Source organism: Pseudomonas sichuanensis, from assembly GCF_003231305.1.
GTDB classification, from domain to species: Bacteria; Pseudomonadota; Gammaproteobacteria; order Pseudomonadales; family Pseudomonadaceae; genus Aquipseudomonas; species Aquipseudomonas sichuanensis.
The window spans coordinates 112573-137430 of the sequence record NZ_QKVM01000006.1 but is presented as its reverse complement, the minus strand read 5'-3'; the positions used below and the strand labels follow the sequence as shown (position 1 = coordinate 137430).

Sequence of the window (24858 nt, the reverse complement as noted above, 5' to 3'; positions counted from 1 at the left end):
TCGTATAATCGCCAACCACCTTGCGCAGCACCCCGGATGACAACCCGCACCATGCAAACAACAGCTCTGACGCTACGAAACGACATTCAAGGCTTGCGCGCGCTGGCGGTGCTGGCCGTCATTGTCTTTCACATGAACAGCAACTGGCTCCCAGGCGGATTTCTTGGGGTCGACATCTTCTTCGTCATCTCCGGCTTCATCATCACCCGGCTGCTGCACACCCAGCACACCGCGCAGACCTTCAGCTACCGGCAGTTCTACCTGTCGCGGGCAAAACGGATCATCCCGGCCTACCTGGCCCTGATCGTCATCTGCTCGCTGGTCTTTGCCCTGCTGCTGATCAAAGGTGACTTCCGCGACTTCTTCCGCAGCGCCAAGGCTGCCCTGATCTTCAACAGCAACAACTATTTCGCCCACTACTACGACTACTTCGGGCCCAAGGCCTTCGAGCTGCCGCTGCTGCACACCTGGTCGCTGGCGATCGAGATGCAGTACTACCTGCTGATGCCCGTGCTGTTCTTGATGCTCCCCGCCAAATGGCGCACACCGGTGCTCGTGGCACTGTTCGCCGGGCTGACGGGCTACGCGACCTATCGAGGCACGCAACCAGACGCCAGTGGGCTCTATTACTCGCTGGCCGCGCGCATCCCGGAGTTCCTGATCGGCAGTGTCACCGCGCTGATCCGCCCACCGGCCAGCGCTACCCAGCAACGCGTGGCTTATGCAGTAGGTGGCAGCCTGATGGTGGCCAGCTTCGCGCTGATTACCGAGAGCGCCTTCAAGCCCGGGCTACTGACGCTGCCCCCGTGCATAGGTGTGGCACTGGTGATCTGGGCCGCCATCAACCAGCGTAGCAACCCGTTGTGCAACCCCATCGCCGTGCAGACGGGCAACCTGTCTTACTCGCTGTACCTCTGGCACTGGCCGATTCTGGCCGCACTGCGCTACATCCACGGCAGTTACGAGCTCCCCGCAAGTGTGTTGAGTGCCGCCGCCCTGCTCACGCTGATCTGTGGCTGGCTGTCGTATACCTTCATCGAAAACAGGGTGCGATTCAGCAAAGCCCGGTCGATTCCGCTGGGTGCGACCATCGCGATCCTGGTCATCGCCCTCGGCACCCTCCAGGCAACGCGCAAGTTGAACAAGACAGTGGTCCCTCGCCCCCCCGTTGAATTCACCCGCTATGCCGACCCTGCACTTATCTGCCACGGGCAGATCATCGGCGACTGCGTGCGCGGCGCACAGGACGCCCCCCAGGAAATACTGGTGATTGGCGATAGCCACGCTGCGCAACTCAATCTGTTTGCCGATGTGGTCGGGCGCTATATCAACGCACGCATGCGAGTCATCAGCGCCAGCAGCTGCATCCCCCTGCACGGCTTCGATATCCGCTCGGTACCGCAGAACGCAGTGGCACCTTGTGAAGCGCAAATCCAACAGGTGGACAAGTACCTGGCCACGGCGAAAACGGTGTTCATCGCCGGGCGCTGGGACCTGCACCTGAAAGACCCTGCCTCCGCGAACTCGATCGATCACCTGTTCGAGCAAAGCGCGCGCAGGGACCAGCAGGTATTCGTCCTGCTGCAGATCCCCAGCCTCACTGCCGATTTGCAGCGGGCCACAAGGCTCAAGGCACTCGGCCTGCACCCTAGGGTCACGGTCGACGACAAATGGCGGCTGGCCAACGACAGGATCATCGAGATGGCCAGCAAGTACGACAATGTCCAGGTACTGGACTTCACCGGCATCGACCTCTGGCGCGACGCCCCCTTCGACGGGGCGACTCCGCTGTACTCCGATGCTGACCACCTGAATGAAACCGGAGCGACGCGCTACGGTGAAGCCGTGAAGGAACAGCTACGGGCAGCCTTGAAATGGACCTCCAGGCCCCTTGAGGCACCTGCCGCCATCGCCTCGCAACCGCCTGCCGCCGGGCAGTAGGGCCCAAGGCAAGGGCGGCGAGGCTTCTCGAGCCTCACCGCCCATTGATATCCCGGACAGAGAGTAAGTACAGAAACAAAAAGCCCCCGAACCTTTCGATTCGGGGGCTTCTCGTAGAATGTGGCGGTGAAGAAGGGATTTGAACCCTTGATACGATTTCTCGTATACACACTTTCCAGGCGTGCTCCTTCGACCACTCGGACACTTCACCGTTTCTCTTCAAGCTGTTTAGCCTGTCGAGGCGCGCTAATTTAGTAGAAGAGTCTTTCTTTGGCAAGCATTTTTTTCAGAATTTTCATGCGCTTAAGCCAATTAGCCGAATTCGCTCGGTTATCAAGGCAAAGCTGCCATTGTGGCCTGCGCTTTTACCTGCCGCGCAGGCGCCGGCCCGATGCCACGAGGGGTAGCGGCCTGGCGCTGACCAACCGGTCAGCCTTGGTGCTTTACCTGGCTGACGACGCTGGGTAACGTCGCCACCACGCCCCCCCTAAGGACTCTGCCATGAGCGAGCTGATTACCTACCACGCCGAAGACGGCATCGCCACCCTGACCCTGAACAACGGCAAGGTCAACGCGATCTCGCCGGAGGTCATCAAGGCGTTCAACGCCGCGCTCGACCGCGCCGTGGAAGAACGCGCAATCGTGATCATCACCGGCCAGCCGGGCATTCTCTCCGGCGGTTACGACCTCAAGGTGATGACCGCCGGCCCTAAAGAAGCCGTCGGGCTGGTCACCGCGGGCTCCACCCTGGCCCGCCGCCTGCTCTCGCACCCCTTCCCGGTGATCGTCGCCTGCCCTGGCAACGCCGTGGCCAAGGGCGCCTTCCTGCTCCTGTCGGGCGACTACCGCATCGGTGTCGAAGGCCCCTTCAAGATCTGCCTGAACGAAGTGCAGATCGGCATGACCATGCACCATGCCGGTATCGAACTGGCCCGCGACCGCCTGAGCCGTGCAGCCTTCCAGCGTTCGGTGAACAATGCCGAGGTGTTCGACCCGCAGGGCGCGGTGGACGCTGGCTTCCTCGACAAGGTGGTGCCGGCCGAGCAACTGCTGGAAACCGCCACGGCGGTCGCCCGTGAAATGAAGAAGCTGAACATGCTGGCGCACAAGAACACCAAGCTGAAAGTGCGCAAAGGCCTGCTGGAGGTGCTGGACGAGGCCATCCTGGCGGACCAGAACCACTTGGGCTGATTGGCCTCGATCACTCGCAGGAGCGGCCTTGCCGGGCGCTCCTGCGGGCAAAGCATCAGGGCCGCCCCCACAGCATTTGCCGCCAACAGTGCACGTCCGTACACTGCGCCGCGATTGTCCTGTGTGAGTCGTACCATGCTTTATCTGCTTCGCATGCTCCTGCTGGGGCTGCATTTCCTGCTCGTGGGAGTGCTCGGCCTGGTCATCGGCCTGCTGCGCCCGTTCAACCCCGACAACAGCCGCCTGTTCGCCCGCCTCTACAGCGTGCCCGCCGCCTGGTTCATGGGCATCAAGGTCAAGGCCGAGGTCGGCCCGTTGCGGGACCAGCCCCCGGGCTGCGTGATCGTTGCCAACCATCAGTCCAACTACGACCTGTTCATCATTGGCCAGGTGGTACCGCGGCGCACCGTGGCCATCGGCAAGAAAAGCCTGGGCTGGGTGCCGCTGTTCGGCCAGCTGTTCTGGCTGGGCGGCAACGTGCTGATAGACCGTAAAAACAGCTTCCAGGCACGCCAGGCCCTGCAGGCGACTACCCGCACCTTGCAGCACGACACCTCGATCTGGGTCTTCCCCGAGGGCACGCGCAACCCGGGCGAACAGCTGTTGCCGTTCAAGAAAGGCGCGTTCCACATGGCGCTCGAAGCCGGCGTGCCGATCGTGCCGGTGTGCGTCAGCCGTTACACGCGGCGCATGGGCCTGAACAGCTGGCGTCGGCGCACGGTGATCATTCGCTCGCTGGCGCCGATCGCCACCGCGGGCCTGACCCAACAGGACCTGCCCGCCTTGATCGAGCAGTGCCAGGCGCAGATGCAGCATTGCATCGACCATATGGAAAACGAGCTGCCAGGCAACCGAGCCTGACGCTCGGGCCCATCGCCGGCAAGCCGGCTCCCACCTCGACCGCGTGCGCCACCCTGTGGGAGCCGCGGCTTGCCGGCGATGGGCCTGCGCAAATCTTCATGTCCATGGGTTGCCCCAAGCGCCCGCACAGCCCAAGCTGTTCGTCGTGTTCAACCGAATAAGCGGACAACCATGGGTCGAGTCGTCGCGTCTGCGGTGTACAGTGCCGGCAGGAAAGTCACCAATATCAGCCTCGATGAAGGCGCCGAGTGGGCACGCAAGCCCGGGCATTTCGTGTGGATCGGCCTTGAAGAGCCCAATGCCGAGGAGCTGGCCAACCTGCAGCGTCAGTTCGGCCTGCATGAGCTGGCGATCGAAGACGCCCTGGAAAAACACAGCCGGCCGAAACTCGAAACCTTCGGCGACGCGCTGTTCATCGTCACCTACTCCCCGGTACGCCACGAGGGCCGGCTGGAGTTCATCGAGACCCACATCTTTGCCGGCAACGGCTACATCATCACCTGCCGCAACGGCCATTCGAAGTCCTATGCCCTGGTGCGCCAGCGTTGCGAGGCGCGCCCGCTGCTGCTCGAACACGGTGAAGATTTCGTGCTGTATGCCCTGCTCGACTTCGTCACCGAGAACTACCAGCCCGTCAGCGAAGCCATCCACGGCGAAATCGAAGAGCTGGAACAGAGCGTGCTCAGCAACTCGCTCAAGGAAGAGGATATCCAGCGCCTGCACAGCCTGCGCCGCGACATCCTGCGCCTGCGCCGCTACGTCGCACCGATGGTCGAGGTGAGCGAGGAACTGCAGCGCCTGAGCTTTCCGTTCATCGACAAGAACATGCGCCCGTACTTTCGCGACGTGCAGATCCACGTCACGCGGCAGATGGAGGACCTGGCCGGCATCCGCGACATCGCCAGCCAGACCATCGAGATCGGCATGCTGCTGGAGTCATCGCGCCAAAGCATCACCCAGCGCAAGTTCGCGGCCTGGGCGGCAATCCTGGCGTTCCCCACGGCGATTGCCGGGATTTACGGGATGAACTTCCAGAACATGCCGGAACTGGGCTGGCATTACGGCTATTTTGCCGTGCTGAGTGTGATCGGGCTGGGGTGTGCGGGGCTGTTCTACAGCTTCAAGCGTTCGGGCTGGCTGTAGAACGCATCGTGGGGCAAGGCGGTGCGCCGCTACGCCTTGCCCCGCGATCGATCAGGCAGCGTCTGGCTTGGACTTGGCCGGCTGCTGGATGAAGCGCAGCATCCATTCGCCCACCAGGTCACCCTGGTGCTCGGTGGCCAGGCTGGCCACGGCTTTCTGATAGACCTCATCCCCCAGGTAGTCCTGGCGCGCATCGAGCAATGCGCGGGAATAGTCGTGGACGAACTCCGGGTGGCCCTGGAAGCACAGCACCTGGTCGCGAATGTGATAGGCGGCGTTCGGGCAGAAATCGCTGGAGGCGATCACCGTCGCATCCTTGGGCAGCTGGGTGACCTGGTCCTGGTGGCTGATCAGCAGGGACAGCTCGGTCACTTGCGGGTCCATCCACGGTGCATGGGCCGCCAGGCTGTAGCGATGAATACCCACACCCCAGCCCTTGTCGGCGCGCTCGGCCTTGCCACCGAGGGTCAACGCCAGCAGTTGATGGCCGAAGCACACGCCCAGCAGCTTCTCGCCACGCTCATACAGCTTGAGCAGGTAGGCCTTGAGGGTCTGGATCCACGGGTCGTCGCCGAACGAGTCGGCTTTGCTGCCTGTGACCAGGTAAGCATCGAAGGCTACGCCGTCCGGGGGGTAGTCGCCGTTCATGACGTTGTAAACGTCAAACTCGGCAGCGATCGGCTGACGCGAAAACAGCTGCTCGAACATCCTTCCGTAGCCCTGGTACTGCGTGAGCAGCTCCGGTCGCAAGACATCGGTTTCAAGGATGCAGATGCGTAACGACATAGCGGTAGTCCTGAACGACATGTGGGTGGGATTTGCTGTAAAGACTGACGCGAAATATCAGTACAAGCAAGTAGGATGTCCGGACGAACGGTAGGCCCTGTAACCCTCGGTAACCCCCTGCGCGCACTCGTCTAGCCAGAGCGTGCCAGCGAGGTGGCCAGTGGCCTTAAAACGCTCGGATATCAATGTGAAAGCCAATAGAACAAAGGGTTCTGAAACATGCCTGACGCGCGCCCTACTGTTGGTTGTATATCGACAAAACACGAGGCAAGCAGCAACGGCGTCTTGCCACGCCACAGCGATCGACCCGACGCGTGACAGGGAAGCCAAGGGCTATTCAGGAATAACAACAAGAAGGCGGTCCGCCATGTTCAGACAATCGAAAGTACGCCAAGCCGGGCTCATACTGTTCGCCACCACACTGCTACTCATCCTGCCGAACCTCACCCGGCTGTTTGGCTGACGGCGGCTGTGGCCTTTGCAGGCAGTGCACGGGTAATCTGCCGACCTTGATGGTTGGAGACCCCCATGCGCCTGTACCTCGCCCTGCTCTGCCTGTTGCTCACACCGCCGCTCTGGGCGGCGCAGTTGACCCTGGAGCTGGGCGAAAAGCACCAGCAATGGCAGAGCGAGCAACTGCTCGAGCACCCACAAGCCCGCGACATCACCATCGAACAGGATGTGGCCTACAAACGCACGGTGCATTACCGCGCGGTGCCGCTGGCAGCGCTGCTCGAAGGGGTGAGCGCAGCCGATCACCTGCAAGCCGTGGCCCTGGATGGTTTCGCCGCCGAAATGCCGGCTGCGCCACTGCTGCAAAGCGGCCCGGCCCAGGCCTGGCTGGCCATCGAAGACCCCGCCCATGCCTGGCCGCCGCTCGCCGCCGGCAAGCCGAGCGCCGGGCCGTTCTACCTGGTGTGGACCAACCCGCAGGCCAGCGGTATTCGCCCTGAACAATGGCCGTTCCAGATCGCCACGATCCGCCGCCTGACTGCGGTGGAGGCGCGTTTCCCTGCCCTGCTGCCCGCCCCCGCGCTGCCTGAGCACGACCCGGTGCGCCAGGGCTTCGCGCTGTTCCAGCAGAACTGCCTGGCCTGCCACCGCCTCAATGGCGCAGGCGACGCGCAATTCGGCCCGGACCTGAACCTGCCGCACAACCCCACCGAGTATTTCCAGCCGGCGTTCCTGCGCCAGTACATCCGCGACCCGCAGAGCCTGCGGCAGTGGCCGCAGGCAAGAATGCCGGGTTTTTCCACGCAAGTGCTGAACGAGCAGGAGCTCGATGCGTTGCTGGCGTACCTGAAACATATGGCGGGGCGTAAACAGTGAGGCCGATCTTGCACTAACTGTAGGAGCGGCCTTGTGCCGCGAAAGGGCCGCAGCGCGGCCCCAGGATTTCAGCGTCAAAGTAGAAATCGTCGGGGCTGCTGTGCAGCTCTTTCGCGGCACGAGGCCGCTCCTACAGGTCTCAGGCGATCGGCCGCTCCTGCTTGACGCCCCAGCCTTCGACCTCGCCGCCATAGGGCGAAACCACGCGTTCGAACGATGCCTCGAAAGCGCCAATCCCCCCGTAGGTGGCATACATGACCTTGCTCAGCTCCAGGTGCCAGGCGCCATCGTCACGCTCGCTCACCTGGGCACTGAGCGACTCACCACGGAACTGCCCCGCCGCCCGGCGCGCGCAGGCCTCGTCGGGGAACACGGCATAGAACTCGATAGGGTGGATACGGGTGAAGTCGAAACCGCCAGCTTTCATCTGGCTAAGGACACTGCTGCTGATATCGTCGTTCAGGCTGCTCATGAAACGTCCTCCTGCAATGCAATGGATAGACTTTCCGTGCACAACGCACTTGCCTGGCACTTGAGACCTGCCTGGCGTTTAGAGCTGATGCAAAACGAGAATGAAGACGACGCGGGCCCGCAGATTAGGCCCACGCCTTCAAGCAGCGTAGTGCCTGAGCCGGCACCGCGCCAGAAACCCGTTGTTCAGGGGGCTTCGTGAATAGCGGTGATGGTGACGCCGCTCTGCTCCTTGAGCCAACGTGCTGTCGGAGAAGAGCTGCGGTCCTGAAAATCGTTGAGGTCCAGTTTATCCAGGAGCGGAAACAAATGGGAGCGAATCGCCTGTGCGGCATCTTCCTCACTGGGGCGCAGCTCGGCGTTGAGCAACAACGATGGCGGTTCGCCCTTCTGGTCGGCATAGCGCACTTCCCACACTTTCATCGATCAGCCCTCGCTACCACTACGGTGAGTGAAACTGCGTACTAGCTTGACCGTGGCAAGGGGGCAATTGTTCAGCCCCGAGCATAAAACTTGATAAAAAAAGCCCGCCGGGTCAGGGCGGGCTTTTCGTTGTTGCGACTTACTTACTTCGGCGTGCCATGGACCACACCAGCGGTGTTGTCCAGCAGGCTCTTGGTGGCGGTCTGGATGTACGCCTCGAGCTTTTTCTGCAACTGCGACTCGTCCGGGCTTTCGATCAGCTCGGCCTTGAACTCACGGCCAAGCTGATAACGGTACATGCGCGGGCTCATGTCCTTGGACTCGATGAGGATGCGGTCACCCTGCACCAGGCCGACGATCTGCTCGCTGCCCGACGGCTTGATGATGCCCACGCCCTGATCGCCTTCCGGCAGGTTGAGCAGGTCACGGCCCCAGCACTGGTGGCGGGCCTGGCCACCGAGGCGGCCCATGATGGTCGGCACGATGTCGACCTGGGTGCCCACGGTGTGGTTGACCGCGCCGAACTTGTCCTGGATACCCGGGGCAATCAGCAGCAGCGGTACGTTGAAGCGGCCCAGGTCCAGCTCGGTGACCTGCTGGTGGTTGCCGAAGCCATGGTCGCCAACGATGACGAACAGGGTCTCCTTGAAGTACGGCTCCTTGCGCGCCTTCTCGAAGAACTGGCCCAGCGCCCAGTCGGAATAGCGCATGGCGGTCAGGTGTTCGTCCAGGCGGCCTTGACCGGTGACCTTCTCGACCGGCAGGTCCTTGGGCAGCGCGTACGGGGTGTGGTTGGACAGCGTCTGCAGCAGGGCATAGATCGGCTTCTTGCCGTCATGCTTGGCCAGTTCCTCGTTACCGCGGTCGAACATGTCCTGGTCGGAAACGCCCCAGGTCGGGTCGGAGAACACCGGATTGACGAAGTCGTTGCGGCCGATGAAGGTGGTCATGCCCTGGTTGCCGAAGAACCCGGACTGGTTGTCCCAGGCGAAGTCGCCGTTGTAGACGTAGACGTCGTCGTAGTCACGGGCGCTGAGCAGCGCTGGCAGGCCGGACAGCTTGTGGCCGCCTTCCGGAGTCTGCATCAGGTATTCGAAGCCCGGCAGGTTGGGGAAGCAGGCCATGGTGGCGAACATACCCTGGTGGGTATGGGTGCCGTTGGAGAAGAAGCGATCGAACAGCAGCCCCTCTTTGGCCAGCTTGTCGAAATACGGGGTGATGTTGGTCTCGCTGCCCAGGGCGCCCACCGAATGCCCGGCGAAGCTCTCCATCAGGATGACCACCACGTTCTTGATCGGCAGGGTGCGTTCCTGGGGCGGCACGAAGTCGCGACGGATCGCCGCTTCGTCGGCATCGACCAGGGTGTCATGAGGGGTCAGCAGCTGGTCGCGCACGCTCTGGGTGGCCAGGTTCTGGTCCAGGGTGGCTTTCCAGATGTTGGCGCGGTCTTCACCGAAGCGGCTCTTGGCGGCATCGATCAGGGTCAGGGTGCCGTTCAGGCCAAGCTGGTTGACGAAGTTCGAGTCAGTGGTGAACGCATCGCCCCAACGCATGGGCGGGCCCTGGCGCAGGGTGCCGCGGGCGGCCACCACGGCAATCAGCAGGATGACCACGAACACCACCAGGCGGCCATACCAAGGCGCCACGGTACGCGTGCCCGCGCCTTGCAGGCTGGCGCTACCGCCACGGGTCAGGCGGTCGATGCCCTTGAACAGCAGGCTCAGCAGCCAGGTGCCGACCAGCCAGGCCAGGATGTAGCGCACCACCGGGAAGCCGTACCAGAGCATGCTCATGACGGTCTTGGGGTCTTCCTTGATGTACTGGAACACCAGGCCGTTCAGGCGCTGGTGGAACTCGCGGTAGAAATCCATCTCCATCAGGCCGAGGAACATCACCACGCTCGACGCGATGGTCAGCCACAGGCGGAACAGGCCACGCCGGGCCATCAGCCAGGGGCTGAGCAGGGCCAGCAGCAGCGGAATGCTGATGTACACCACCACCCGCAGGTCGAAGCGCAGGCCGTTGAGGAAGCCTTCGGCCACGGTCGAATATGGGGTGTCGCCGATCATGTCGCTGTTGTAGACCAGCAGCGCCAGGCGCACGAGGCTGAGCATCAGCATGATCACCAGGCCGCTGAGCAGCGTATAGGCCAGGTGGGATTTCAGGGTCGGCGAGAACGAGCCTCGCGCGCCCCCTTGCTTCAGGGCGTCCGTGTTAGCCATGAATGGAGAGGTCCTAGGATTGCGGGTTTGCGAAAAGGGCGAAATCGCCGACAGCCAGGCCTTGCCATCGATCATGGCGCTGGACCAGGGCGGTATTGTGCGGCGCGGATTCTCGAAAATCGAGTGTGAAAATTTTGTCGATAGCGCCCGTCACAGGCGATGGCAGGATAGCCCTGGTCGTCGGCAAATTGTAACTGCTGATGCCAGCTTTTCGCGGGAGCAGGCGATCAGAACCGCAGGTTGCCCCGCGGGCCGGCAATGGCCCAGATGATCAGCCCCAGCACCGGCAGCAGCACGATCAGCAGGATCCACAGCACCTTGATGCCGACTTCGGCGCCGCTTTTGAGTACGTTCAGCACCGCCCAGATGTCCAGGGCAAGGATGACCAGGCCGACCAGCCCGTTGAAAGTAGAGCCCATGCCGCCGCTCCCGCAAGGTGAATGTGAGCCAGAGCATAGCTGGCTATGGCCTCGATAGAGGGGAATCCTTGGTCCCACGGGCCAGTCAGTGGATAGACTGGCAGCATTCATCGCTTCGAGGTTCGCATGCCCCCAACCCACACCCAGCACGCCGCCCCCTTCTCGCCACTGAGCGCCTGGCGGCAGCAGGCCCGCACCACGCCCTGGCTCAGCGTCGGCCTGGGCTTGAGCCTGCTGGCCATCATCGCACTGCTGCTGGCGAGCATCTGGAACGCGCTCAATGGCGACCATGCCGACCACCTGCCCCTGGCCACCCTCGGCGGCCTGTCCGGCTTTGCGGCCACCGCGCTGGGCGCGGTGCTAGCGGTGGTGCTGCGTGACGTCAGCGCGCGCAGCCAGGACGTGATGCTCGGCTTTGCCGCCGGCATGATGCTCGCCGCCAGTTCCTTCTCACTGATTCTTCCCGGCCTCGACGCTGCCCGCGAGATCACCGGCAACGGCCCGGCCGCCGCCTTCACCGTGGTGCTGGGCATGGGCCTGGGCGTGCTGCTGATGCTCGGCCTCGACCGTTTCACCCCGCACGAGCACGCAAGCACGGGCCCCTGTGGCCCGCAAGCCGAGCGGGTGAGCCGGGTGTGGCTGTTCGTGCTGGCCATCACCCTGCACAACCTGCCCGAAGGCATGGCCATCGGTGTGAGTTTCGCCAACGGCGACATGAGCATCGGCCTGCCGCTGACCAGCGCCATTGCCATCCAGGACATTCCGGAGGGCCTGGCTGTCGCCCTGGCCCTGCGCGCCACGGGGCTGTCGAACTTCAAGGCGGCGCTGGTGGCGATCGGCTCCGGCCTGATGGAGCCGTTGGGTGCGGTGATCGGCCTGGGCATCTCCACCGGCTTCGCCCTGGCCTACCCGATCAGCATGGGCCTGGCGGCGGGGGCGATGATCTTCGTGGTATCCCACGAGGTCATTCCGGAAACCCACCGCAACGGCCACCAGACCTCGGCGACACTGGGGTTGATGGGCGGGTTTGCGGTGATGATGTTTCTCGATACCGCGTTGGGTTGAAACTGACAACAGCCTTCAGGGCCATTTCGCGGGTGAACCCGCTCCCACAGGTTCGGCGCTAGACCTGTGGGAGCGGGTTTACCCGCGAAAAGAGCGACGCAGATTTCAGACGTGCACAGCCACCTTCAACGCTTCCAGCGCCGGCTCGACCTTGATCCCCACCGCTGCGCCCAGCTCCAGCACCCGCGCCAGGTCGTTCTGCCCTACCATCACCACCTGCAGCTCGTCGTCGAGCAACTGGCTGAAGTTCAGCAGCACATAACCGCCGGCTTCCTTGTTCAGCGCGCCCATCTGCACCTGGATGCGGTTGAGCGCGGTCAAGGGCTCGGTACGCGCCAGTTGCTTGGGCTTGAGGGTGAACGGCACGCTCTTGTCGAACGAATCGCTGATCTGCTGGAACAGGTCCTGGTAGCTGTCGGCCTGGAACAGCACGGTGTCGGGCAGGCTGCCGACCACCACCCATTCGCCCAGCGGGAACGGGAAGGTATCGTCGTAATTGATGTCCGGGTTGGCGGCAAGGAAGGCGGCGGGGTCGGCGTAAGCCTGGGCGGCCTCGTCGGCGATGCGCTCGATATCTTCATCGCGCATGCAGCCGGCAGCGATGAGGCGGATGAGCTCGAGCAACTGGTCTTTCATGGGGGGGCCCTGCGGGTTGGCGTGAAAAGGCGCCAAGGATAGCCGCAAACGCCCCCGGGCCGTTAGCCGGCGAGTGCTTCGAGGCGCGCGGCGGCGTCCGTCGCGCCCATGGTGCGCGCCGCCATCAGTGCGGTGGAGCCTGCGGCGTCGCGGTGCGTCGGGTCGGCGCCCTGGGCCAGCAGGTAGTCGATGATCTCCAGGCGATTGAACATCGCCGCCAGCATCAATGCGGTGCGGCCGTCCGCTGCTGCAGCGTCCACGGGCACGCCCTGCTCCAGCAGCAGGCGAATCATCGCCAGGTCGCCCTTGAATGCCGCGCCGGCGATGGGCAACTGGCCGTTGTCGTTGGCGATCAGTGGGTCGGCACCGTGGCCGAGCAGCACCTGCACCGCTTCATGGTGGCCGTGGTAGCAGGCCAGCATCAGCAGGGTATCGCCCTTGTGGTTGCGCAAATCGACCGGCAAGCCGCTTTCAAGCAGGCGCCCAAGCATCGCCGCATCGCCGCGGCGGGCACGTTCGAAAACTTCTTCGGCGAACGCGGCGGTTTCTTCGGCGGTCATGGGCACGGGTACGGGCTGTTGGTCGGACATCTGGAACCTCCTGGCAATTGAATGGGCCCAAGTGTTGGTCAGGCACCGCCAGCGGGTCAAAGGTTCAGATTCTATGGGGGGCAAAGACAGAAGCTATGACCGTGCAAATTGCACTATGCAAATTGCACGACCTTGCAGAATGCAATGCCAGACGCCCAAAACACACATATAAGCTATTGTTTTTAAAGGATTTTTTATACAAAAAAGAGTGGCACGATCACTGCAAAACCCAACTCATGTCTGCCCACACATCAGTCAGGAGTTGATATGGACCTCATCCAGCAAAAGTTCGTCTCGGTGTTTTCCGCCTATCAGGTGGATACTCAGGCCCGCCCGGACGGCGGTGTGCTGCTGACCCTGCGCGCCGCCGATGGCGTGGTCACCCGCCGAGTGCTGAGCTACGCGCAACTGCACAGTGCCGAACAGCTGTCGTGGGCGATCAGTGCGCTGCGCCGTGACCTCGCCGAACAAGCGAGTGAACTGCCGGTGATCTCCAGGCTGCAGAGCCAGCAGCGCTTCGCGCTGCCAACCTACCGCTAAGCAGCTGTTTCAGAGCTCGCCGAAGCCCGGGAACTGCCGGGCAGCGGCATCCCCGGTGAAACGCGGCTGCACGCCCTGCTCGCTGGCGTGCAGCCGCAGCGCCAGACAGAACGGCGTGTCTCCCAGGTCAAGCCAGCGCCGGGTGCCAGCCGGCACCACCAGCACATCATCTTTTTCGCACAGCACGGCATAGACGAAATCGCCCAGGCGCAGGCTCAGCTGTGCACGCCCGCTGATCAGCGCGAACACTTGCTCATCGTCATGCACATGCTCGTCGCGCAAGTCCACCTCGGCGGAGTCGACGCCATCGCGGCTGAGCAGGCTGAAGGTTGCACTGCCATGCTCGCTCATCAGCCGGTCGAGCGGTGCGCGGCACGCGTCCAGCACCTCGCCCAGGCTGCTGCCCGGACGCAGGCGCGCGCCGGACTCCCAGCGCGCCAGGCGTACACCCTGCTCGGCCAGGGTGGCGACGATGTCGTCGTGGTGGGTCAGTACCTTGTTCGCAAGCTCGGGGCTGCTGATGTGGAAAACGCTGAGGATGCTCATCAGGGGTGGTTCCTGCTGTCTTTCAAACGGAGGGCAATGATAACGGCTGCCGCCAGTGCCGCGACGCTGGCCATACCAAAGGTGAAGTGCGGGCCCAGCAGTTTCCAGCTGTAACCCGAATACAGCGCGCCCAGCGCACCGCCGGTGCCGGACAGGGCGGCGTACAACGCCTGGCCCTGGCCCTGCTGACGGGCACCGAAGCTGGACTGCACGAAGGCGATGCTGGCGGCGTGGAAGCAACCGAAGGTGGCGGCGTGCAACACCTGGGCAAGCATCAGCACCGCCGGGATATCCGCAAGGTTGCCCAGCAGCAGCCAGCGCACGGCGGCCAGCAGGAAGCTCGCCAGCAGCACCCGGCGTACCGAAAAGCGCGCAAAGATGCGGCTCATGCCCATGAACACCAGCACCTCGGCCACCACCCCCAGCGCCCACAGCAGGCCGATCGCACCACGGCTGTAGCCCAGCGACTCCAGGTGCAGGGTGAGGAAGGTGTAGTACGGGCCGTGGCTGAGTTGCATCAGCCCCACGCACAGGTAGAACGCCAGCACGCCCGGCGCCAGCAATTGCTTGAGGAAGCCCCCTGCCCCGTGCCGCGCGGCATGCTCCGGCGGCTGGGCGTTGGGCACCCACAGGCTGGCGGCGACGATGCCGGCCATGATGGTCACCAGGGCCACCGGGTAGATGTCCAGGCTCAACTGTTCGAACAGGCGCCCCAGGCCGACCACGGTGAGGATGAAGCCGATCGAGCCCCACAGCCGCACCTGGCTGTAGCGCGCGGTCTGGCCGTGCAGGTGGGCCAGGGTGATCACCTCGAACTGCGGCAGTACCGCATGCCAGAAGAACGCGTGCAGGGCCATCACCAACGCCAGCCAAGCGTAGCTCTTGCCGAAGAAGATCAGCGAGAAGGTCGCCAGGGTCGACAAAGCCCCCAGACGCACGATGAGCAGGCGCTGGCCGCTGCGGTCACCCAGCCAGCCCCACAGGTTGGGGGCGATGCAACGCATCAGCATGGGGATGGCCACCAGCTCGCCGATGCGTGCCGGGGAGAAACCCAGGTGATCGAAGTACAGGGCCAGGAACGGCGCCGTGGAGCCGAGCAGGGCGAAGTAGAAGAGGTAGAAGCTGGACAGGCGCCAGTAGGGAATGGGGGGCATGGGGCAAGCTCGGTGGTAGTCTGTGCCGGCCTCATCGCCCGTAGGAGCGGCCTTGTGTCGCGAAAGGGCTGCGCAGCAGCCCCTGGATCTCAGCGTTTTCACATCGATTGCCGGGGGCGCTTTGCGCCCCTTTCGCGACACAAGGCCGCTCCTACAGGCGATGAGGCTCGAACAATCTGATCAGAGCTGGCCCAGCACCGGGGTATTCACCTTCACGTCGGCATTCTGCGCGCGGTGGCGCAGCAGGTGGTCCATCAGCACGATGGCCATCATCGCCTCGGCGATCGGCGTGGCGCGGATACCGACGCACGGATCGTGACGGCCCTTGGTGATCACTTCCACCGGGTTGCCGTCGATGTCGATCGAGCGGCCCGGCGTGGTGATGCTGGAGGTCGGCTTGAGCGCCAGGTGGGCGACAATCGGCTGGCCGGAGGAAATGCCACCGAGAATGCCGCCGGCGTTGTTGCTGAGGAAGCCTTGCGGCGTCATTTCGTCACGGTGTTCGGTGCCGCGCTGGGCGACGCTGGCGAAACCGGCGCCGATCTCCACGCCCTTGACGGCGTTGATGCTCATCAGCGCATGGGCCAGCTCGGCGTCCAGGCGGTCGAAGATCGGCTCGCCCAGGCCCGGCATCACGCCCTCGGCCACCACGGTGATCTTCGCCCCGACCGAGTCCTGGTCACGGCGCAATTGGTCCATGTAGGCCTCGAGCTCCGGCACCTTGGCCGGGTCGGGGCTGAAGAAGGCGTTGTCTTCCACCGAGTCCCAGGTCTTGAACGGGATCTCGATCGGACCGAGCTGGCTCATGTAGCCGCGCACGCGGATGCCCTGGGTGGCCAGATACTTCTTGGCGATGGCGCCAGCGGCCACGCGCATGGCGGTCTCGCGCGCCGAGCTGCGCCCGCCGCCGCGGTAGTCGCGCTCGCCATACTTGTGGTGGTAGGTGTAGTCGGCGTGGGCCGGGCGGAACAGGTCCTTGATCGCCGAGTAGTCCTTGGACTTCTGGTCGGTGTTGCGGATCAGCAGGCCGATCGAGCAGCCGGTGGTACGGCCTTCGAACACGCCCGAGAGGATCTCCACTTCATCGGCTTCCTGGCGCTGGGTGGTGTGCCGGCTGGTGCCGGGCTTGCGCCGGTCAAGGTCATGCTGCAGATCGGCCAGGGAGATTTCCAGGCCGGGCGGGCACCCATCGACAATGGCGACCAACGCCGGGCCATGGCTTTCGCCAGCGGTGGTGACAGTGAACAGCTTGCCGTAGGTATTGCCGGACATGGACGCTCCGCGAAATCAGCCTGAGTGGGACGAAAGCAGCAGTATACGGAAAACGCCACACGATGGGTTGCCCATGCCGGCCTCTTCGCGGGTAAACCCGCTCCCACAGGTGTTAGTGTGTGTTCGAAACCGTCGCTGGCCCTGTGGGAGCGGGTTTACCCGCGAAGAGGCCGGCACAGGTCAGCTCGACGCGCTGCACGAACCTTCCCCTTCAAGCTCGGTCCTACCTTCACCTTCCCAAGCAGTCCCCCGTCCATGAAGTTGCGCCTCATCACCCTGCTCCTAATGCTGTGCGCCGGCCTGGCCCACGCGGCCGCCCCTACCGTGCTGCAACGCCCGATCGACCTAGACACCGGCCAGGGCGTGCTGCATGGCAGCCTGCTGTTGCCGCAGCAGGACACCCCGCCGCCGGTGGTGCTGATCATCGCCGGCTCCGGCCCCACCGACCGCGACGGCAACAACCCGGCCTCCGGGCGCATCGACAACCTCAAGCGCCTGGCCTTGCTGCTGGCCGGCGAACACATCGCCAGCGTGCGCTATGACAAGCGCGGGGTGGCCGCCAGCCAGCCGGCCACCCCGGACGAGCGCGAACTGAGCGTCGAGCGCTACGTCGCCGACGCCGTGGCCTGGGGCCAGAAACTGCGCCATGACCCGCGTTTCGGCCCGCTGATCCTGGTCGGCCACAGCGAGGGGGCGCTGATTGCCAGCCTGGCCGCCGAGCAGGCCGGCGCCAGCGCGGTCATTACCCTGGCCGGCAGCGGCCGCCCGGTGGCCGATGTGCTGCGCGAGCAGTTGGCCCAGCGCCTGCCGGCGGCGCAACTGGCCGGCGGCGTGGCCCTGATCGACCGCCTGCAGGCCGGGCAGACCAGCCTGGATGTACCGACCCCGCTGCGCCAGGTGTTCCGCCCCAGTGTGCAGCCGTACCTGATTTCGCTGCTGCGCCAGGACCCGGCGGCGGCGTTCGCCAGGCTCCAGGTGCCGGCGCTGATCATTCAGGGGCGCAATGACGTGCAGGTGGAAGTTGCCGACGCCGAACGGCTCAAGGCCGCCAAGCCCGACGCGCAACTGGCGCTGATCGACGGCATGAACCACATGTTGCGCATCAGCCCCCGGGACATGCGCCAGCAACGCGACAGCTACAGCAATCCCGAACTGCCGCTGGCCCGCGAACTGGGCGAACGGATCGTCGCCTTCATCCATGGCCTGCCGCCGGCCTGAGCTTTCCTGCCGCGCAGGCTCAGGTCTTGACGAAGGCTGCCGATAACGCGGCATGAGAAGGCGGTGACTGCGCGTGCGATGTCCACCAGCACCCGGCCGCCGCGCACCTGAGGATTGCCCTGATGACCGATGCTCCCGCCGCCGCCGAGGCGACCGAAGAACAAGCCCCGGAAAGCGCCCCGCTGCCGTGGGCGGACCTGGCTGCCGAACACTTCCAGCTGCTGCGCCTGGCCGCCCTGCCGACCGATCGCAACAGCGGCGCCCGCCCGCTGCGCTTCGTCCAGTTCGGTTACGCCGAGCGGCATGACAAGGCCCATAGCCTGCTGCGCATGGAAATCCGCCTGCCCGGGCAGAAAGTGCGCAAGGAACAGAACCAGCTGGATATTCGCGTCGATCACGAAGAGCGCCTTGTGCGCATCGGCAGCGACGCCGGCCTGCAGCTGGAGCCACTTAATCGTGGGCTTGGCCGCTACCTGCTGACCCAGGCGGTGCAATGGCTACAGCAGCGCTGCTCGGGCTACCGCATCGAAGGCATGAGCCTGCCGAACAAGGACGCGCTGAACGAAGACACGCGCCTGCGCCGCGACCATGTGCTGACCAGCGTCGGCCTGGCCGTGGAGTACAGCGAAGGCCAGATCCTCAAGGGCGCCGTGGTGGAAACCACAGTGGGCCAGCTCAAGGGCGGCTGGAATACCGAGAAGGTGCAGCGGGTCGACATCCTCGACGCCGCCGGCATGCTGCAGCAGGCCGAGCAGAACCTGATGGAAAAGGAAGCGCAGCTGCGCGAGCGTGACGAGCGTGTGGCCAAGTACCGTCGCGAGGACAACGGGCTGCGCTTCACCATCACCTGCCTGGTGGCCTTTGCGGTGTTCCAGGCCGGGCTGCTGATCTGGATTGCCACGCGCTGACAAAAGCTGGGGCCGCGTTGCGGCCCGCTCGCGGCACAAGGCCGCTCCTACAGAGGTTCGCGGCCACCTGCAGGAGCGGCCTCGTGTCGCGATAGGGCTGCACAGCAGCCCCAGTTCACCGAACGCCGATCAAACCCGCGAAGCGAACAGTTCCTGATGCTGCCGGCACTGCTCGGCAGTCAGCATGAACACCCCGTGGCCGCCGCGCTCGAACTCCAGCCAGGCAAAGTCCACCTCGGGGTACAACGCCTCGACATGCACCTGGCTGTTGCCCACTTCGACAATCAGCAAACCTTTCTCGGTCAGATGGTCGGCCGCCTCGGCGAGCATGCGCCGCACCAGGTCCAGGCCATCGTTGCCGCAGGCCAGGCCCAGTTCGGGTTCGTGGTGGTATTCGGCCGGCATGTCGGCGAAGTCTTCCGAATCGACGTACGGCGGGTTCGACAGGATCAGGTCGAAGCGCTGCCCCGGCAGGCCGGCGAAGCCATCGCCCTGCACGGTGTAGACCCGCGCATCCAGGCCATGTCGCTCGATGTTCTGGTTGGCCACTTCCAGGGCATCGAAGGACAGGTCGCCCAGCACCACCTCAGCCTCCTGGAACACCTCGGCAGCGACGATGCCGATGCAACCGGAGCCGGTGCACAGGTCGAGGATGCGCGCAGGTTCCGCCGCCAGCCACGGCTCGAAGCGTTTTTCGATCAGCTCGCCAATCGGTGAGCGCGGCACCAGCACACGCTCATCGACGATGAACGACATGCCGCAGAACCACGCCTCGCCCAGCAGATAGGCGGTCGGTACCCGCTCCTCGATACGGCGCTTGAGCAAGTGCATCAGGCGCACCCGCTCGTCGTCCTCCAGTTGGCAGTCCAGGTAGCTGTCGGCCACCTCCCACGGCAGGTGCACGGCGCCGAGCACCAGCAGACGGGCCTCGTCCCAGGCATTGTCGGCACCGTGGCCGAAAAACAGCTCATGCTCATGGAAGCGGCTGACCGCCCAGCGGATATGGTCGCGCAGGGTGCGCAGGCGGGATGTGATCACGGAGGACTCCTTTTCAGACAGGCCAAAAGTCTAACAGCCCACACCACACAAATGTTCTCTCCGATAGCCGAATGGGTAGCCACAGGCCAGTAACCATGCCGTCTGCAATGTCAACCATTCACATTGGCGCCAAGGCAAGGGAGAATAGGTACACAAAAGCCCTACCCAAGGAGCCCTTGATGTCCGTTCCAACCACGATGTTCCGCCTCAGCGGCCGCGACTACCCGCCGGCCAAGCTGGGCCAAGCCAGCCTGATCGTCATCGACGCGCAAAAGGAGTACCTGAGCGGTCCGTTGGCGCTGTCGGGCATGGACGAGGCCGTGGCCAACATCGCCCGGTTGCTCGACGCTGCCCGCAAGGCCGGGCGCCCGATCATCCACGTTCGCCACCTGGGCACCGTCGGCGGCCTGTTCGACCCGCAGGGCGCGCGCGGCGAGTTCATCCCGGGCCTGGAGCCGCTGGCCGGTGAAACCATCATCGAAAAGCGCATGCCCAACGCCTTCAAGAACACCAAGCTGCACGAAACACTGCAGGAGCTCGGCCACCTGGACCTGATCGTCTGCGGTTTCATGAGCCACTCCAGCGTCAGCACCACCGTACGCCGCGCCAAGGACTATGGTTATCGTTGCACCCTGGTGGAAGATGCCTCGGCGACCCGTGACCTGGCCTTCAAGGACGGGGTCATCCCGGCCGCACAGATCCATCAGTGCGAGATGGCCGTGATGGCCGACAACTTCGCCTGCGTGGCCCCTACCGCCAGCCTGGTCTAAGCCAGGCACCGCCCGGCGGGCGGGCGGAACCCAAGGGCAGGCAGCAGGTCGAAACCCGGATCAGCGACACCAGATCCCGAGGAATTCGAATGAAGCTCAAAGGCAGTTTCGATGCCAGACGCCTACGCCAGCGCGAGCCGCGCAACTGGGGCGCGCGCCTGGCCGCCGCCTTCTCCGTCCTGCTGGCCACCCTGGGCATCCTGCTCGCCATGGCCGGCATCGCCGGCCTGCTGGGCAACTACCCCGCCCTCGCCGAACTCAATGCCAACCGCCCGCTCGCGGCCACACTGACCGTGGTCGGGCTGTTGCTGCTGTATGTCGGCGTGCGCTTCTGGCGCCGCAGCCGTATTCGCCTGCGCCGCGGGCGTGAGCTGAACCTGTCGCCGCATTTGATGAAAAAGCACGATTGACCCCTATCGCGGGGCAAGCCCGCTCCCACGGTTGGTTAGCGTGGGAGCGGCGGTGCGCCGATGCGACTTGCCCCGCGATGGCGTCGGCGAAGGCAACACAACCCTGCCCCACTCGCGTAAACTACGCCGCCCACGTGGAGGCACCATGCAAGACGACGATTTTTCCCTCTTCCGCAGCGAAGTGCGCGGGGTCAAGCAGATCAAGCACGACCGCGCCGAAGTCGGCAAAGCCAAGGCCGATCGCAAGCAGCTGGCCGGCCTGCGCCAGGCGGCCACTATCCGCAGCGACCAGCCACTGGTGGTCGACGGCCTATCCGACCAGTTCGTCATCGACGTCGGTGCCGAAGACGAGCTGATGTGGCGCCGCGACGGCGTGCAGGAAGGCCAGATCCGCAAACTCAAGCTCGGCCAGATCGCCTTCGAGGGCAGCCTCGACCTGCACGGCATGAGTGTCGAGAAAGCCCGCGAGATCCTCTGGGACTTCATCGCCGAGGCCACCAAGCTGGAAGTACGCTGCGTGCGCGTCACCCACGGCAAGGCCGCGCGTATCGACGGCAAGCGCCCGATGATCAAGAGCCACGTCAACACCTGGCTGCGCCAGCACCCGCAGGTGCTCGGCTTCGCCTCGTGCCAGGCCCGCCACGGTGGTACTGGCGCGGTGTATGTCATGCTCAAGCGAACCATGCTCGAAGGCCGCGACGAGTGACATCGCGCTTGCAGCGCCGCCGCCGCCGCCGTACCCTTCGCCTTTGCGAAATTTTCCACAGGTAGATCCATGTCCCTGGAACAGAACTACACCGAGATCCTCAGCCAACTGGGTGAGGACGTCTCCCGCGAGGGCCTGCTCGACACGCCCAAGCGGGCTGCAAAGGCCATGAAGTACCTTTGCCGCGGTTATGAGCAGACCCTGGAAGAAGTCACCAACAACGCGCTGTTTAGCTCCGACAACAGCGAAATGGTGCTGGTCCGGGACATCGAGCTGTATTCGATGTGCGAACACCACATGCTGCCGTTCATCGGCAAGGCTCATGTCGCCTACCTGCCCAAGGGCAAGGTACTGGGCCTGTCGAAAGTGGCGCGCATCGTCGACATGTTCGCCCGTCGCCTGCAGATCCAGGAAAACCTCAGCCGCCAGATCGCCGAGGCCGTGCAACAGGTGACCGGTGCCGCTGGCGTGGCCGTGGTCATCGAAGCCAAGCACATGTGCATGATGATGCGCGGTGTCGAGAAGCAGAACTCCACCATGCTCACCTCGGTGATGCTCGGCGAGTTCCGCGATAACGCCGCCACCCGCAGCGAGTTCCTCAGCCTGATCAAGTGATCGGCCTATGATCCGCAGCCGACCCCCAGGGGTCGGCTTTTTGTTTTGTGCGCCTCAACCAGATCAGGAGTCAGTCATGATCGTCAAAGCCCTGCGGGTCGGCCTCGGCCAGCTCATCGTGTTCGGCGACTGGATCAGCCGCCCGGCCAAGAAGAAGCGTGATGCCTCGGCCCAGGCGCGCGTTGAACAGCAAGCCAAGGGCCTTGCCCTGTACCAGTTCCACGCCTGCCCATTCTGCGTGAAAACCCGCCGTACCCTGCACCGCCTCAACGTGCCGGTGGCCCTGCGTGACGCCAAGAACGATGCCCAGCACCGTCAGGCGCTGCTCGAAGGCGGTGGCCGGGTGAAGGTGCCATGCCTGCGCATCGAGGAAGGCGACAAGGTGACCTGGATGTATGAGTCCAAGGACATCATTGCCTACCTGGACAAGCGCTTCGCGGCGGTCTGAGAGCTGGCCCCTTCTGTAGGAGCGGCCTTGTGCCGCGAAAGGGCTGCATAGCAGCCCCGGCAATTTCGGCAACGCCGCAGAAATCCGGGGCCGCCTCGCGCCCCTTTCGCGGCACAAGGCCGCTCCTACAGGGACCGCGTGAGATCTTCCAGCCTCAATCCACCATCGGCACATGGCGCGGATGGCTGGCCACGCGCGCCAGCCAGGCTTGCACCGCCGGATAGGCAGAAAGATCGAACCCGCCCTGATGCGCCACATGGGTGTAGGCATACAACGCCACGTCGGCAATCGAATACTGGTCGCCCACCAGGTACGGCGTCATCTCCAGCTGCTTGTTCATCACCTTGAGCGCCTTGTAACCGCCCTTGTGCAGCCCCTTGTATTCCTCCAGTCGCTCATCCGGCAGCCCCAGGTAGAACTGGATGAACCGCGCCACGGCGATATACGGCTCATGGCTGTACTGCTCGAAGAACTGCCATTGCAGCACCTGGGTGCGCAGGCGTGGCTCGCTGGGCAGGAACTCGCTGCCGTCGGCGAGGAAGTTCAGGATGGCGTTGGACTCCCACAGGCAAGTGCCATCCTCCAGCTTGAGTACCGGCACCTTGCCATTGGGGTTCATGGCCAGGAACTCGGGGGTTTCGGTCTCACCCTTGAGAATGTCCACCGCCTGCCACTCGTACGGGCGGCCCAGCAAGCTGAGCATCAGCTTGACCTTGTAGCAGTTGCCCGATTGGTAATCGCCATACACCTTGTACATCGCCCCTCCCCTTTCACGCAGTTGCACAACCGTGGCCAATAGTTGGCGACTGTACGGCTAAATGCAATGCCTGCTGTATGGCAAGGATCAAGCCATGGCACGGTAGCCTGAAAAAAATGCTTACACCTGTACAAGGAATTCACCCTATGACCGATGCCACCACCGTGCCCCTGCGCCCGCTGGCAGATAGCTCACCCTCGGCGGTAGTCGCCGGTTTCATCGCCATGCTCACCGGCTACACCAGTTCGCTGGTGCTGATGTTCCAGGCCGGCCAGGCGGCGGGCCTGACCAGCGCGCAGATCTCGTCGTGGATCTGGGCGCTGTCGATCGGCATGGCGGTGTGCAGCATCGGCCTGTCGCTGCGCTACCGCACGCCGATCACGGTGGCCTGGTCGACCCCCGGCGCGGCGCTGCTGATCACCAGCCTCGGTGGCGTGAGCTACGGCGAGGCCATCGGCGCCTACATCACCTGCGCCGTGCTGGTGCTGATCTGCGGGCTCACCGGCAGCTTCGAACGGCTGGTCAAGCGCATTCCTGCGTCGCTGGCCTCCGCCCTGCTGGCGGGCATCCTGTTCAAGATCGGCAGCGAGATCTTCGTCGCCGCCCAACACCGTACCGTGCTGGTGCTGGGGATGTTCTTCAGTTACCTGCTGGTCAAGCGCCTGTCGCCGCGCTACTGCGTGCTGGCCGCGCTGCTGGTGGGCACCGCGCTGTCCGGCGCGCTGGGCCTGCTGGACTTCAGCGGCTTCCAGCTCGAGGTAGCAACTCCGGTGTGGACTACGCCCAGCTTCTCGCTGGCGGCGACCATCAGCATCGGCATCCCGTTGTTCGTGGTGGCGATGACCTCGCAGAACATGCCGGGGGTCGCCGTGCTGCGCGCCGACGGCTACCAGGTGCCGGCCTCGCCGCTGATCTCGGCCACCGGCTTCGCGTCGCTGCTGCTGGCGCCGTTCGGTTCGCACGGGGTCAACCTGGCGGCCATCAGCGCGGCCATCTGCACCGGGCCGCACGCCCATGAGGACCCGCGCAAGCGCTACACCGCTGCGGTGTGGTGCGGGATCTTCTACGGTATCGCCGGTACCTTCGGCGCCACCTTGGCGGCGCTGTTCGGCGCCCTGCCCAAGGAGCTGGTGCTGTCGATCGCCGCGCTGGCGCTGTTCGGGTCGATCATGAATGGCCTGAGCGTGGCCATGGGCGAGGCTCGCGAGCGTGAAGCGGCACTGATCACCTTCATGGTGACGGCATCGGGGTTCACCCTGTTCTCGATCGGGTCGGCGTTCTGGGGGATTGTGGCGGGGGTGCTGACCTTGCTCATCCTCAGCCCGCGCAAGGGCTGACAACGCTATCGCGGGGCAAGCCCGCTCCCACGCGCCAAACACAGCATGCGTGGGAGCGGGCT

At 64.2% G+C, this 24858-nt stretch carries 27 protein-coding genes and 1 tRNA gene; 15 read left to right on the top strand and 13 right to left on the bottom strand.

Annotated features, from left to right (window positions below; translation table 11 throughout):
• Positions 1–51 precede the first annotated feature (51 nt).
• Positions 52–1941: an acyltransferase family protein gene (locus tag DM373_RS05270; RefSeq protein WP_157966810.1), complete on the top strand. Its 1890-nt coding sequence runs from the start codon at positions 52–54 to the stop codon at positions 1939–1941.
• 121 nt (positions 1942–2062) lie between these two features.
• Here the strand turns inward: DM373_RS05270 and DM373_RS05265 are convergent.
• A tRNA-Ser gene (locus DM373_RS05265) sits at positions 2063–2152 on the bottom strand.
• A 290-nt stretch (positions 2153–2442) separates the two neighbouring features.
• On the opposite strand from DM373_RS05265, the gene DM373_RS05260 reads away from it, so the two are divergent.
• The 3 genes from DM373_RS05260 to DM373_RS05250 all read left to right on the top strand — a co-directional run bounded on the left by DM373_RS05260 (position 2443) and on the right by DM373_RS05250 (position 5136).
• Entirely contained in the window at positions 2443–3132 is a 690-nt protein-coding gene (locus tag DM373_RS05260; protein WP_110992575.1) for a crotonase/enoyl-CoA hydratase family protein, read from the top strand.
• Positions 3133–3267: 135 nt separating this feature from the next.
• The gene (locus tag DM373_RS05255; protein WP_110992574.1) at positions 3268–3993 is read left to right on the top strand and encodes a lysophospholipid acyltransferase family protein; all 726 of its coding nucleotides are present in this window, start codon (positions 3268–3270) and stop codon (positions 3991–3993) included.
• Positions 3994–4164: 171 nt separating this feature from the next.
• Complete coding sequence (locus DM373_RS05250) at positions 4165–5136, top strand: magnesium and cobalt transport protein CorA (protein ID WP_110992573.1); 972 nt, start codon at positions 4165–4167, stop codon at positions 5134–5136.
• A 51-nt stretch (positions 5137–5187) separates the two neighbouring features.
• Here DM373_RS05250 and DM373_RS05245 read toward each other — a convergent pair whose 3' ends face one another.
• Positions 5188–5922, bottom strand: a complete 735-nt coding sequence (locus DM373_RS05245) for an amidotransferase (protein ID WP_110992572.1) — start codon at positions 5920–5922, stop codon at positions 5188–5190.
• A 528-nt stretch (positions 5923–6450) separates the two neighbouring features.
• Between DM373_RS05245 and DM373_RS05240 the strand changes: the two genes are divergently transcribed.
• Entirely contained in the window at positions 6451–7251 is an 801-nt protein-coding gene (locus DM373_RS05240; protein WP_110992571.1) for a cytochrome c, read from the top strand.
• Between the two features lie 139 nt (positions 7252–7390).
• Here the strand turns inward: DM373_RS05240 and DM373_RS05235 are convergent, their stop codons facing one another.
• The 4 genes from DM373_RS05235 to DM373_RS05220 form a co-directional block, all read right to left on the bottom strand.
• Positions 7391–7723 carry a ribonuclease E inhibitor RraB gene (locus tag DM373_RS05235; protein WP_110992570.1) on the bottom strand — a complete coding sequence of 111 codons (333 nt, stop codon included), beginning with the start codon at positions 7721–7723 and terminating at the stop codon, positions 7391–7393.
• 185 nt (positions 7724–7908) lie between these two features.
• On the bottom strand, positions 7909–8145 hold the full coding sequence (locus tag DM373_RS05230) for a hypothetical protein (RefSeq protein ID WP_110992569.1): 237 nt from the start codon (positions 8143–8145) through the stop codon (positions 7909–7911).
• 143 nt (positions 8146–8288) lie between these two features.
• Positions 8289–10367 (bottom strand): LTA synthase family protein, encoded by a 2079-nt coding sequence (locus DM373_RS05225; RefSeq protein ID WP_110992568.1) that lies wholly within the window; start codon positions 10365–10367, stop codon positions 8289–8291.
• 227 nt (positions 10368–10594) lie between these two features.
• Positions 10595–10786 carry a PLDc N-terminal domain-containing protein gene (locus DM373_RS05220; RefSeq protein WP_110992567.1) on the bottom strand — a complete coding sequence of 64 codons (192 nt, stop codon included), beginning with the start codon at positions 10784–10786 and terminating at the stop codon, positions 10595–10597.
• Positions 10787–10912: 126 nt separating this feature from the next.
• On the opposite strand from DM373_RS05220, the gene DM373_RS05215 reads away from it, so the two are divergent.
• On the top strand, positions 10913–11851 hold the full coding sequence (locus DM373_RS05215; RefSeq protein WP_110992566.1) for a ZIP family metal transporter: 939 nt from the start codon (positions 10913–10915) through the stop codon (positions 11849–11851).
• A 105-nt stretch (positions 11852–11956) separates the two neighbouring features.
• Here DM373_RS05215 and DM373_RS05210 read toward each other — a convergent pair whose 3' ends face one another.
• Together DM373_RS05210 and DM373_RS05205 are read right to left on the bottom strand one after the other, a co-directional pair.
• Positions 11957–12487 carry a hypothetical protein gene (locus DM373_RS05210; RefSeq protein WP_110992565.1) on the bottom strand — a complete coding sequence of 177 codons (531 nt, stop codon included), beginning with the start codon at positions 12485–12487 and terminating at the stop codon, positions 11957–11959.
• A 62-nt stretch (positions 12488–12549) separates the two neighbouring features.
• Positions 12550–13077 carry an ankyrin repeat domain-containing protein gene (locus tag DM373_RS05205; protein WP_110992564.1) on the bottom strand — a complete coding sequence of 176 codons (528 nt, stop codon included), beginning with the start codon at positions 13075–13077 and terminating at the stop codon, positions 12550–12552.
• 267 nt (positions 13078–13344) lie between these two features.
• On the opposite strand from DM373_RS05205, the gene DM373_RS05200 reads away from it, so the two are divergent.
• Positions 13345–13617, top strand: coding sequence for a DUF3509 domain-containing protein (locus DM373_RS05200; RefSeq protein ID WP_110992563.1), 273 nt, complete (start codon positions 13345–13347; stop codon positions 13615–13617).
• Positions 13618–13626: 9 nt separating this feature from the next.
• Here the strand turns inward: DM373_RS05200 and DM373_RS05195 are convergent, their stop codons facing one another.
• The 3 genes from DM373_RS05195 to aroC form a co-directional block, all read right to left on the bottom strand.
• Positions 13627–14163 carry an oxidase gene (locus tag DM373_RS05195; RefSeq protein WP_110992562.1) on the bottom strand — a complete coding sequence of 179 codons (537 nt, stop codon included), beginning with the start codon at positions 14161–14163 and terminating at the stop codon, positions 13627–13629.
• Positions 14163–15317 (bottom strand): MFS transporter, encoded by a 1155-nt coding sequence (locus DM373_RS05190; RefSeq protein WP_110992561.1) that lies wholly within the window; start codon positions 15315–15317, stop codon positions 14163–14165. Before DM373_RS05190 ends, DM373_RS05195 begins: the two co-directional genes overlap by 1 nt.
• Positions 15318–15497: 180 nt before the next feature.
• Entirely contained in the window at positions 15498–16589 is a 1092-nt protein-coding gene (gene aroC, locus DM373_RS05185) for a chorismate synthase (RefSeq protein WP_110992560.1), read from the bottom strand.
• Positions 16590–16844: 255 nt separating this feature from the next.
• Between aroC and DM373_RS05180 the strand changes: the two genes are divergently transcribed.
• Complete coding sequence (locus DM373_RS05180) at positions 16845–17807, top strand: alpha/beta hydrolase (RefSeq protein ID WP_110992559.1); 963 nt, start codon at positions 16845–16847, stop codon at positions 17805–17807.
• A 122-nt stretch (positions 17808–17929) separates the two neighbouring features.
• Entirely contained in the window at positions 17930–18715 is a 786-nt protein-coding gene (locus tag DM373_RS05175; protein WP_110992558.1) for a hypothetical protein, read from the top strand.
• A gap of 129 nt (positions 18716–18844) precedes the next feature.
• Here the strand turns inward: DM373_RS05175 and prmB are convergent, their stop codons facing one another.
• A complete protein-coding gene (gene prmB / locus DM373_RS05170) occupies positions 18845–19753 on the bottom strand; it encodes a 50S ribosomal protein L3 N(5)-glutamine methyltransferase (protein WP_110992557.1) in 909 nt (302 codons plus the stop codon).
• A gap of 179 nt (positions 19754–19932) precedes the next feature.
• Between prmB and DM373_RS05165 the strand changes: the two genes are divergently transcribed.
• The 5 genes from DM373_RS05165 to DM373_RS05145 all read left to right on the top strand — a co-directional run bounded on the left by DM373_RS05165 (position 19933) and on the right by DM373_RS05145 (position 22702).
• Positions 19933–20523, top strand: coding sequence for a cysteine hydrolase family protein (locus tag DM373_RS05165; RefSeq protein ID WP_110992556.1), 591 nt, complete (start codon positions 19933–19935; stop codon positions 20521–20523).
• Between the two features lie 89 nt (positions 20524–20612).
• On the top strand, positions 20613–20933 hold the full coding sequence (locus DM373_RS05160; RefSeq protein ID WP_110992555.1) for a hypothetical protein: 321 nt from the start codon (positions 20613–20615) through the stop codon (positions 20931–20933).
• Positions 20934–21078: 145 nt separating this feature from the next.
• A complete protein-coding gene (locus tag DM373_RS05155; RefSeq protein WP_110992554.1) occupies positions 21079–21639 on the top strand; it encodes a Smr/MutS family protein in 561 nt (186 codons plus the stop codon).
• 69 nt (positions 21640–21708) lie between these two features.
• The gene (folE, locus tag DM373_RS05150; RefSeq protein WP_110992553.1) at positions 21709–22254 is read left to right on the top strand and encodes a GTP cyclohydrolase I FolE; all 546 of its coding nucleotides are present in this window, start codon (positions 21709–21711) and stop codon (positions 22252–22254) included.
• A gap of 76 nt (positions 22255–22330) precedes the next feature.
• Positions 22331–22702, top strand: coding sequence for a glutaredoxin family protein (locus DM373_RS05145; RefSeq protein WP_110992552.1), 372 nt, complete (start codon positions 22331–22333; stop codon positions 22700–22702).
• Positions 22703–22856: 154 nt separating this feature from the next.
• Here the strand turns inward: DM373_RS05145 and DM373_RS05140 are convergent, their stop codons facing one another.
• On the bottom strand, positions 22857–23459 hold the full coding sequence (locus DM373_RS05140; RefSeq protein WP_110992551.1) for a glutathione S-transferase family protein: 603 nt from the start codon (positions 23457–23459) through the stop codon (positions 22857–22859).
• Positions 23460–23605: 146 nt separating this feature from the next.
• On the opposite strand from DM373_RS05140, the gene DM373_RS05135 reads away from it, so the two are divergent.
• Complete coding sequence (locus tag DM373_RS05135; RefSeq protein WP_110992550.1) at positions 23606–24796, top strand: benzoate/H(+) symporter BenE family transporter; 1191 nt, start codon at positions 23606–23608, stop codon at positions 24794–24796.
• Positions 24797–24858: the final 62 nt, after the last annotated feature.

Bases quoted from the DNA above. Each gene is read 5' to 3' on its own strand.
- DM373_RS05270 (WP_157966810.1), top strand. From the start codon at position 52: ATGCAAACAACAGCTCTGACGCTACGAAACGACATTCAAGGCTTGCGC.
- DM373_RS05260 (WP_110992575.1), top strand. From the start codon at position 2,443: ATGAGCGAGCTGATTACCTACCACGCCGAAGACGGCATCGCCACCCTG.
- DM373_RS05255 (WP_110992574.1), top strand. From the start codon at position 3,268: ATGCTTTATCTGCTTCGCATGCTCCTGCTGGGGCTGCATTTCCTGCTC.
- DM373_RS05250 (WP_110992573.1), top strand. From the start codon at position 4,165: ATGGGTCGAGTCGTCGCGTCTGCGGTGTACAGTGCCGGCAGGAAAGTC.
- DM373_RS05245 (WP_110992572.1), bottom strand. From the start codon at position 5,922: ATGTCGTTACGCATCTGCATCCTTGAAACCGATGTCTTGCGACCGGAG.
- DM373_RS05240 (WP_110992571.1), top strand. From the start codon at position 6,451: ATGCGCCTGTACCTCGCCCTGCTCTGCCTGTTGCTCACACCGCCGCTC.
- DM373_RS05235 (WP_110992570.1), bottom strand. From the start codon at position 7,723: ATGAGCAGCCTGAACGACGATATCAGCAGCAGTGTCCTTAGCCAGATG.
- DM373_RS05230 (WP_110992569.1), bottom strand. From the start codon at position 8,145: ATGAAAGTGTGGGAAGTGCGCTATGCCGACCAGAAGGGCGAACCGCCA.
- DM373_RS05225 (WP_110992568.1), bottom strand. From the start codon at position 10,367: ATGGCTAACACGGACGCCCTGAAGCAAGGGGGCGCGCGAGGCTCGTTC.
- DM373_RS05220 (WP_110992567.1), bottom strand. From the start codon at position 10,786: ATGGGCTCTACTTTCAACGGGCTGGTCGGCCTGGTCATCCTTGCCCTG.
- DM373_RS05215 (WP_110992566.1), top strand. From the start codon at position 10,913: ATGCCCCCAACCCACACCCAGCACGCCGCCCCCTTCTCGCCACTGAGC.
- DM373_RS05210 (WP_110992565.1), bottom strand. From the start codon at position 12,487: ATGAAAGACCAGTTGCTCGAGCTCATCCGCCTCATCGCTGCCGGCTGC.
- DM373_RS05205 (WP_110992564.1), bottom strand. From the start codon at position 13,077: ATGTCCGACCAACAGCCCGTACCCGTGCCCATGACCGCCGAAGAAACC.
- DM373_RS05200 (WP_110992563.1), top strand. From the start codon at position 13,345: ATGGACCTCATCCAGCAAAAGTTCGTCTCGGTGTTTTCCGCCTATCAG.
- DM373_RS05195 (WP_110992562.1), bottom strand. From the start codon at position 14,163: ATGAGCATCCTCAGCGTTTTCCACATCAGCAGCCCCGAGCTTGCGAAC.
- DM373_RS05190 (WP_110992561.1), bottom strand. From the start codon at position 15,317: ATGCCCCCCATTCCCTACTGGCGCCTGTCCAGCTTCTACCTCTTCTAC.
- aroC (WP_110992560.1), bottom strand. From the start codon at position 16,589: ATGTCCGGCAATACCTACGGCAAGCTGTTCACTGTCACCACCGCTGGC.
- DM373_RS05180 (WP_110992559.1), top strand. From the start codon at position 16,845: ATGAAGTTGCGCCTCATCACCCTGCTCCTAATGCTGTGCGCCGGCCTG.
- DM373_RS05175 (WP_110992558.1), top strand. From the start codon at position 17,930: ATGACCGATGCTCCCGCCGCCGCCGAGGCGACCGAAGAACAAGCCCCG.
- DM373_RS05165 (WP_110992556.1), top strand. From the start codon at position 19,933: ATGTCCGTTCCAACCACGATGTTCCGCCTCAGCGGCCGCGACTACCCG.
- DM373_RS05160 (WP_110992555.1), top strand. From the start codon at position 20,613: ATGAAGCTCAAAGGCAGTTTCGATGCCAGACGCCTACGCCAGCGCGAG.
- DM373_RS05155 (WP_110992554.1), top strand. From the start codon at position 21,079: ATGCAAGACGACGATTTTTCCCTCTTCCGCAGCGAAGTGCGCGGGGTC.
- folE (WP_110992553.1), top strand. From the start codon at position 21,709: ATGTCCCTGGAACAGAACTACACCGAGATCCTCAGCCAACTGGGTGAG.
- DM373_RS05145 (WP_110992552.1), top strand. From the start codon at position 22,331: ATGATCGTCAAAGCCCTGCGGGTCGGCCTCGGCCAGCTCATCGTGTTC.
- DM373_RS05140 (WP_110992551.1), bottom strand. From the start codon at position 23,459: ATGTACAAGGTGTATGGCGATTACCAATCGGGCAACTGCTACAAGGTC.
- DM373_RS05135 (WP_110992550.1), top strand. From the start codon at position 23,606: ATGACCGATGCCACCACCGTGCCCCTGCGCCCGCTGGCAGATAGCTCA.